General features: G+C 49.1%; 8 protein-coding genes. 6 read left to right on the forward strand and 2 right to left on the reverse strand.

Annotated elements, in window-relative coordinates; all coding sequences use genetic code 11:
• Positions 1-579: 579 nt before the first annotated feature.
• The 6 genes from KDK15_RS11300 to KDK15_RS11325 all read left to right on the forward strand — a co-directional run bounded on the left by KDK15_RS11300 (position 580) and on the right by KDK15_RS11325 (position 6653).
• Positions 580-2919, forward strand: a complete 2340-nt coding sequence (locus tag KDK15_RS11300) for a hypothetical protein (RefSeq protein WP_257295459.1) — start codon at positions 580-582, stop codon at positions 2917-2919.
• Positions 2920-3193: 274 nt separating this feature from the next.
• Entirely contained in the window at positions 3194-3631 is a 438-nt protein-coding gene (locus KDK15_RS11305; protein ID WP_257295460.1) for a hypothetical protein, read from the forward strand.
• 147 nt (positions 3632-3778) lie between these two features.
• Complete coding sequence (htpX, locus tag KDK15_RS11310) at positions 3779-4669, forward strand: protease HtpX (RefSeq protein ID WP_257295461.1); 891 nt, start codon at positions 3779-3781, stop codon at positions 4667-4669.
• Positions 4670-4755: 86 nt separating this feature from the next.
• Positions 4756-5907: a ribonuclease D gene (gene rnd / locus KDK15_RS11315; RefSeq protein WP_257295462.1), complete on the forward strand. Its 1152-nt coding sequence runs from the start codon at positions 4756-4758 to the stop codon at positions 5905-5907.
• The gene (locus KDK15_RS11320; protein ID WP_257295463.1) at positions 5908-6207 is read left to right on the forward strand and encodes a YcgL domain-containing protein; all 300 of its coding nucleotides are present in this window, start codon (positions 5908-5910) and stop codon (positions 6205-6207) included.
• Positions 6204-6653: a YcgN family cysteine cluster protein gene (locus KDK15_RS11325; protein ID WP_257295464.1), complete on the forward strand. Its 450-nt coding sequence runs from the start codon at positions 6204-6206 to the stop codon at positions 6651-6653. Before KDK15_RS11320 ends, KDK15_RS11325 begins: the two co-directional genes overlap by 4 nt.
• 304 nt (positions 6654-6957) lie before the next feature.
• Here the strand turns inward: KDK15_RS11325 and KDK15_RS11330 are convergent, their stop codons facing one another.
• Together KDK15_RS11330 and KDK15_RS11335 are read right to left on the reverse strand one after the other, a co-directional pair.
• A complete protein-coding gene (locus KDK15_RS11330; RefSeq protein WP_257295465.1) occupies positions 6958-7521 on the reverse strand; it encodes a nitroreductase in 564 nt (187 codons plus the stop codon).
• Positions 7522-7629: 108 nt separating this feature from the next.
• Entirely contained in the window at positions 7630-7875 is a 246-nt protein-coding gene (locus KDK15_RS11335) for a hypothetical protein (protein WP_257295466.1), read from the reverse strand.
• Positions 7876-8090 lie beyond the last annotated feature (215 nt).

Raw genomic sequence — 8090 nt, forward strand, 5'->3', positions numbered from 1 at the left:
TCCAGGGCACTGCCTTCAACTGGCCTGAGCCTGACCACCTGCGAATCATTTCGCTACCCAGGGCAGAAGACCTGGAAACCGTAATGACCAAACTTGAGCGGTTCCTTAGCCTCCTAGGAGGCTGTCCGAGAAGAACTTCATCATTTTACTCAATCTGGGAAAAGATCGCTGCCAGCTGCCCGCAAAAGCACAGGCGATTCCGGCTTTTCGGGTGGTGGGCAGCATCTGCAGAAATGAAGAAGTTGTCAGGGCTAATATCCGGGATCAGGAAAAGAATGATGGGAGTGAACTTTTATTCTTTATTTTTGTCTGATTAATAAATAACTTGGTGTCCTACTTAACAATGGAACTTGCCACGGAAGAAATAGAAATAAAAGTAGTTAAAAAGGGATGATCATTATGGATAACTTGCTTTCTACATCATCGAGCACAGCATTTTCTGTGAATTCTCCCAATAATGATGGCAGAAAAACTGGGGCATCATCTCGTAAAACCGGGAAATTAGGCAGATGGAAAGTTGGCTCTACAGCACCTAACCAACAACAGTAACAGTTTGTTTTGAAACACTTGACTTCTGAAATGAATGCACTGAACCAATTGTTGGTTCAATATAATTTTTACACGAATAATTCAGACGCCTCATTGGAGCAAGCGGAGTTTCTGGACGATATTGACACGGAACAACTGATAAAGCGTTTAAACAAGTGTAATGAATTGCACGCAAAGTGCGTCAAGGCAATTCCAACTTGTCAAAAGAAGTCAACAGTTGTACGCCTGTTTCAAGCTGCAAATGACTATGAGGAATTCCGGGAAGATTTTTTTAAAAGAGTAAGAAATACTGCTGATGACCTATCCCGTCAGATAGCTAAAGAATTATACAGTGTGTCCAGTGACAGTGATAGCGATGATGATGGCGAATCAGTCAGCAACAATATGGCTGATGATATTGTCAAAAATTTACCGGAGAAGATCGATCAAGCGGATAAACCCGAATCTGCCCGTATTCTGAAGAGAGTTCTTGAATGCTTTTCGGTTTATGTTGATCCAAAAGCAAACTCAATGAAAAAAAACGAGCAATCCGGACAGAAACTGTTTTCCAAATGGTGTGAGTTGTTTGCCAGGTCATTATCAAAAGTACTCGACCATTACCAGGAACTTGATTCAGAGGTATTGTCCTCAGTAAAGACAATCATGGACGTGTTTCATAAACCCACTTCTGGCCAGGATAACCCAATGCATTTACTGGCCGTCCTTAAACAGCTTGACGAGAATGGTATCCTTGATCCGAAAACGTCGTTTACTGGTAAAGAGATATTTGCAGGTCATGTCATTAAGGCATGCATCGCGCAGTTGGAAAATCTGAACATAATCATTGATTCAAAAGCACGTGGGGGCAAAACGTACATATTGGAATTGCGCCAGAAAGACAGGTTTGTGAGTCAGTTGAATGCACTTAGACCCTATTTTCCTGAGGGCGACCTGTACATTGAGTTTATTCACAAACTGGTAGTTGATAATGTTGACCACAACTGGTTTGCCCAGTTGTACGCCCTTGCCCACTGTCCGGCAGAAGCATTATCGGAGCCGTGGCGTGAGAAATTTTCACAACAGCTAGAGCAATATCATCCCCAGGCCCGAACGATGCTTGATGGCCTGTTGGCAGGCAACCATGGGCCGGTACCCGACGTCACAGCTCCTAACTGCACCGTGTTGTGGCTCAAGGCATTTATCCTGAACAAACAGGGTGAACATCGCCGTGCCTATGAAGCCATTTGTCAATCAGAGAGCTATTGCCGGGTGCCTGGATTGAAGAAGCCTGATGTCCGCCTGCAACTGGAAATCCTGCGCATAAAACTGCAGAGTCAGCAGCCTGCCACAGACCTCCCACCGTTAAGCTTTGAAACGCTTAAGACCATGAAAGAACAGGCCGACAATCTGATTACTCATCCCCAGGCCTTCTGGACGCGGCACGAGCATACCTTGCTTCAGCAACTACGAGCGGAATTGACGGCACTGTTGCAGCAGCATACGCCAACTGTTATTGAGCCGGTGGTACCGGCAAGCGTCCGAACCGTCGAAGATGCTCCCGAAGAGCCCGATGCTCTCAAGGCAGAGGCAGACGTTGCCATGCCAGCACTGCCGCAGAGCCGGGAAACCCGGGTAAAGGAACTGTGCAAAAACCTGATGGCCAAGATCAGGGGCTGGCAGGGCAGTAACCGGCCAGAACCGCTGACACCGGATGACTCATACCAGGTGGTGGGGCCTTGTGGGAAAACGCTGTCAGCAACGGAAACCATGAAAAAAGATAACTGGAACTCTGGAATTCGTCAGTTGCTCGCTGAGGTGAGTGCCCATCGGGCCGATGGTGACATCATCAAGGAGTTATCCTGCTACCAGAGTATTCTTGCCGATGGGACCCGAAAGCAAACCATTGGCATTTATCGCCTGACACTGGAGTTGTCCTGGACCATTATGCGCTATATTAACGGCGAGTACGGGGCAGCCGACCTGACGGACAACGAAAAAGGTGGGTTGCTGGATTTATCCTGGCAATCCCTGAAGCAATCCGTCTGCCTTGCCATGCGCAGAAGCAGCCCATTGCCTGAGCAAGCATCAGACCAGGAATTGGTCGAAACCGTCGTCCAATGGTTGCAGTTTCTGAACGATCCCGAGGCAAAAAAAGAGATGGAGTTTTTTATGCGCTGCGCCTTGGGCAGTACCGCCGGGCATATCCATGGCTTTCTGGCAGAAATATTTCCCAGGCAGAAGCAACACTCAGACAGCGCCCGATTTTTCTTCGAAGCTAAGTCCCTGCTTCAGCCGGACTATCAAAAAGCGGTTTCCGAAGAGGGCCGGGATACCCGCCAACTCTTGATGAGGCAAAACCAGCAGCAGCGCTGGAGCCAAGGACGTTGGTAACGCTTTTGCCGACGGCCGCCTGATTACAGGGGATTGTGGGGGGCGATATTTTTGCCGGGAATGTTTAGTGGAGACCGGCAATTGTCAAGAGCCTTGAATTTCGCCCAACAGACGGAAGTTTAAGCTAGAATTATTTGGGTTATGGTGTAGCAATTATAAAATTAACAGGAGCCATTACTCATGCAAGACATAACCGAGAACAGTAAGGCACTTGGTCAGCTTGGAAATCGACACTCTGAAAACGTCAGCCTCCTGGCGTTTTTATGGATGATCTATGGCCGACATACACATTGACGAATTTTATCAGGACTGCCTGAAAACGCTGGTTCAGCTTTATAACAGCTTCCCCCGGCTGACAACACTTTACGTTGACGATCTGATTGTTAATGCTGGCACCGATGAGTACGGCATCCCCAATCGGCGCCACAAAGCCTGTTTTGATGCTATGCTCTGGCTGGCCTCGGAAGGCTATATTCGCTATCAGGATACTATCCGGCAAGACGCGCTGGATCAGGTGGTACTCACGGAAAAAAGCTTTTTACGCTTAAGTCTGCCCACCACTACCCCGGATAATCCGGATAATAAAAAGAACGACCTGCCGCCGTCTATTGCCCGTAAACAGGCAACAATGGCCTGGCATTGCCGACAGGCACTTAACAATAAAGGCAGTGAAGTAATTGCACAGGCTGCGCTGCAATTTTTCACTGAATAGTGACCAGAATGGGGTCAGGCACCCGGCTCTATTTCTGTCAGTGCCATGTAAAAATAAAGCGCATTTTTTAGACGCTCTTGAAAGGATAAATAGTCGCCTTTATATAGCTACTTAATGACAATGATGACGATGAGGTCACCTTAACTCATGAAGAGAATCCTGTTGTTTCTGGCCACAAACATGGCAGTCCTTTTGCTTGCCAGTATCACACTGAATATTCTCGGCGTCGGCAGTTACCTGAGCCACCAGGGGCTGAATATGGGTTCCCTGCTGGTATTCTGTGCGGTATTCGGTTTTGCCGGCTCTTTTGTCTCCCTGTTGCTCTCCAAAACCATGGCCAAAATGGGTACAGGAACGCAGATTATTGAACAACCGCAAACAGCCCGGGAACAGTGGCTGGTTGAGACGGTCAGGGAACTCTCTGAAAAGGCAGGTATCGGCATGCCGGAAGTGGGTATTTTCCACTCTCCGGAAGCCAATGCTTTTGCCACCGGATGGAACAAAAATGCCGCGCTGGTTGCTGTCAGCGAGGGGCTGCTGGATCGCTTCAGCCCGAACGAAGCCCGTGCGGTTATCGGTCACGAAATCGGCCACGTTGCCAACGGCGATATGGTTACCCTGAGCCTGATCCAGGGGGTTGTGAACACCTTTGTCATGTTCTTTGCCCGGCTTATTGGTTATGCCGTCGACTCATTTCTGCGTCGTGATAATGAAGATGAAGGTGGTGTTGGTATTGGCTTCTACATAACCAGCTTTATCGCCGAGATTATTCTTGGTTTTCTGGCCAGTGCTATCGTCATGTGGTTCTCCCGTCAGCGCGAATTCAGGGCAGACGAAGCCGGTGCTGAACTGGCAAGCCGCAGAGATATGATTGCCGCACTGGAACGTCTGCGTTCCGAATATGAAGCGCCCAGTGCCATGCCAGCGACCATGACCGCCTTTGGTATCCGCAGCGGTGATCGCAGTGGACTGGCAGCCCTGTTTACCAGTCACCCGCCGTTGGACCAGCGCATTGAAGCGCTACGCGCTCACCATTAAGGAATAGGATTGAGAAAAACCGCTCCGGTCTATCAAGAGCTGCTATTGACTGTTTATAATGGAGTTTTTCGTTAGAACCTTTCGATATGCAACTTTTGTCGCCAGAGCCAGTCTGGATCAACAACAATCAGTCACTTGAAGACTATTGCCAGCGGTGGTCGAGCCTTGATGCCATCGCTCTGGATACTGAGTTCATCCGTACCGACACTTTCTACCCACAGCCAGGACTGATTCAGGTGGGGACAGGCATTGATGTTTTTCTGATCGATCCACTGGCAATTGATCAGTGGCAACCACTGGCCAGATTGTTGGAAGACAGCTCGGTGGTTAAAGTACTTCATGCCTGCAGTGAAGACCTGGAAGTGTTCAAACTGTTAACCGATACCGTTCCCGGGCCTCTGTTTGATACCCAACTGGCCGCAGCGTTTGTTAATCTGGGATTCTCCCTTGGTTATCAGGCCCTGCTCAAGCAGATACTAAATATCGATTTACCCAAGGATGAGACAAGGTCTAACTGGTGCCAGCGACCATTGACGGATGCACAAGTTCGCTATGCCAGCCTGGATGTCGCCCATTTAATGGAGATTTATCAGCACCTGGATCAGCTGCTGGCGCCAACACCGAAAAAGGCCTGGCTTGAGGATGAGTGCCTGGCCATGACGTTGAATGTGCTGCCTTTCGATCCGGAAAATGCCTGGAAAGAGGTAAAACGAGGCTGGCAACTGCGGCCCCAGCAATTGGCGGTACTGAAAGCACTTTGCCACTTTCGGGAAGTGGCCTCCCGCAGTCTGGATGTTCCTCGCAACCGGGTTATCCCCAAAGGCAGCCTCTGGCCGCTGGCGAGGTTTCAGCCTAAAGCCATAAAGGCGCTGCGGGAAATACAAGAAATGCGTGCCAGCATTATACGCAACCATGGCGAGCAGATACTGGATATTATCAGGTCGGCCAGTCAGTTTCCGGAAGCACAAAGACCAGAAAAGCTGCCTCCCCCACTGCCAAAAAATGTCAGGGATTGGGGTAAGCAGATCAAGACACTCATGTCGCAACTGGCCGTTGAACTGCAGTTACCTATGGAGCTGCTGATGCCGGGAAAACTAACCACACCACTGCTGCGCAGCTGGCTCGATAATGGCCGTTTTATAATCCCGGATACCCTTACGGGCTGGCGCCGTGATATCATCGGCATCCCGCTGATCGAGCAACTTAATCAATTAAATCAACAGGAAAAAGGCCATTGAATGAAGTCTCTGGTTACCATCTATAAAAGCCCCAAAAGGGAAGGGATGTACCTGTACCTGAACAAGGGAGCCATACTGGAAAAGACCTTGCCAGAAGCATTATTACAAGCCTTTGGTCAACCGGTGCATGTTTTCGATCTGTTGCTGACGCCGGAGAAAAAGCTGGCTCGTGTAGAGACCGCCAGTGTACTTCAGGGAATTTCCGATAATGGCTATTATCTGCAAATGCCCCCCAAAGAGCAGGATGATTATCTGATCAAACTGCCGGATGAGTTTCTTTCATTTAACGACCCGACATGACTGCAAAACCTTTCTGGGAAACCAAAACCCTGGCAGAAATGACCGCCGATGAGTGGGAAAGCCTTTGTGATCGCTGTGGCCGCTGCTGCCTGCACAAACTGGAAGATGAAGATACGGATGCAGTTTATTACACGTCAGTAGCCTGTAAACTGCTGGACACCAGCAGCTGCCAATGCAAAGACTACCATAACCGTAAAGACATCGTGCCGGAATGTACGGTACTGACGCTGAAAGATGTTGAGCTTTTCCACTGGCTGCCCGAAACCTGCGCCTATCGGCTGATCAGTGAAAAGAAACCGCTGTTGGACTGGCACCCACTGGTATCCGGCTCCTGTGAATCTATCCATCAAGCCGGAATCTCGGTGAAAGGGTGGGTACATTCAGAAAATGATATTGCAGAAGATGATCTTGAGGACTATATCATTCCCCACAACATGATTGGCTGAAGGATCAACAGCATTAAATAAGACTTTCATCCAATATTCATATAATTAACCAGTCCGGTAACCTCCTACAGCCACCGTTTATGCTTGTCATGGAGGTGGAAGATGAAGCCATATCAGCATCATGTTTTGGCAAAGATACCTGCAAAAAAACAGTGAATTCCCGGTAGAGCAGATAGAAGGCAGTATCCAGACAGACGATACTCCACCAAAAAGCTTGAGAAGCTGCATGGTAGAGTGCACTGAGGTCTTATACCAATTCCACCTTCAGACTTCATTTAAAATTCATTACCTTTTTATTTCCCGGTCAGGCACTCACCCACTCAGAAACAAATTCATTAACATCTAACACGGGCACTTTCTTTTTAGCGCCAGCAGGCTTACCAAGGTAGATAAAACCCATCAGCTGCTCATTGTCGGCAAGACCCAGCCCTTTTGCCAGTCGTGGGTGGTAACAAAGCTCCCCGGTTCGCCACATTGCCCCTACCCCCTGGGCATGGGCAGCCAGCAGCAGAGACTGAACTGCCGCCGCCAGTGACATCTTCTGTTCAATCTCCGGCACCTTTGGATGCTGCTTAACCGGACAAATAGCCAGTACCAGCATAGGTGCCCGGAGCGGCATCCCTCTGAAACGAGCCAGCGCCTCTTCTGAAAGGTCCGGCTGATCCTCCAGGACCGCTTGCGCCATCAACTCACCCAGTGCCTCCCGCGCTTCGCCACTGACTTTTAAAAATCGCCAGGGGCGAATGCGGCCATGGTCAGGGGCTCTCAGGGCCGCCCGGAACATGACATCCAGTTGCTGATCGCCGGGTGCTGGTTCCTTCAGGATGGGTGTCGACACCCTTTCCAGCAAAAGCTCTATACCATTCATCAATAATTCACTCCCATCAATTACAGATTTGAACGTTTTTGCATGTTGGAATTGCCTGCCCACAGCCTCCTGGCGCTTTTTTATTGAAAGGTCTGGCAATGTGACCATTCATTCCTGCATTGCCGGTGTTTTATGATCACTGCCTCTTCGAACCTGTTTTACGTGACGGGCCAGTTTCAGGAGTGGTTTGGTCAGCATCAGATACAACATGCTCTGCATGGCACTATCAATACTTTTATCCTGAGTTTTGTAATCGTGAGTTACCTGAAAGACGCTGAAAATCAGTCTCAGTATAAATGCGACGCTGACGGTATATTTGACTTGCTTATAAGAGAGTCTGTCCCTGAGTCTCATGTTCCTCTGCCCCAGGCTAAAAGTAGCCCATCTAATCGTTAAAAAGGCTTTTTTTCAAGAAAACCATTGATGCAAGCTTTGATGAAAAAAGAGGGGAGGTGTTGACTCTTTGAAAGGGGGTGATTAGTATACGCAACCGCTGCAGCAATGCACGAAGGTCTGCGTCCCCTTCGTCTAGTGGCCTAGGACACCGCCCTTTCACGGCGGTAACAGGG

The sequence above is a fragment of the Endozoicomonas sp. YOMI1 genome (genome assembly GCF_024606345.1).
Lineage (GTDB): Bacteria > Pseudomonadota > Gammaproteobacteria > Pseudomonadales > Endozoicomonadaceae > Endozoicomonas.

Coding starts and splice junctions, on each gene's coding strand:
- KDK15_RS11300 (WP_257295459.1), top strand. CDS start 580: ATGAATGCACTGAACCAATTGTTGGTTCAATATAATTTTTACACGAAT.
- KDK15_RS11335 (WP_257295466.1), bottom strand. CDS start 7,875: ATGAGACTCAGGGACAGACTCTCTTATAAGCAAGTCAAATATACCGTC.
- KDK15_RS11330 (WP_257295465.1), bottom strand. CDS start 7,521: ATGAATGGTATAGAGCTTTTGCTGGAAAGGGTGTCGACACCCATCCTG.
- KDK15_RS11325 (WP_257295464.1), top strand. CDS start 6,204: ATGACTGCAAAACCTTTCTGGGAAACCAAAACCCTGGCAGAAATGACC.
- rnd (WP_257295462.1), top strand. CDS start 4,756: ATGCAACTTTTGTCGCCAGAGCCAGTCTGGATCAACAACAATCAGTCA.
- htpX (WP_257295461.1), top strand. CDS start 3,779: ATGAAGAGAATCCTGTTGTTTCTGGCCACAAACATGGCAGTCCTTTTG.
- KDK15_RS11320 (WP_257295463.1), top strand. CDS start 5,908: ATGAAGTCTCTGGTTACCATCTATAAAAGCCCCAAAAGGGAAGGGATG.
- KDK15_RS11305 (WP_257295460.1), top strand. CDS start 3,194: ATGGCCGACATACACATTGACGAATTTTATCAGGACTGCCTGAAAACG.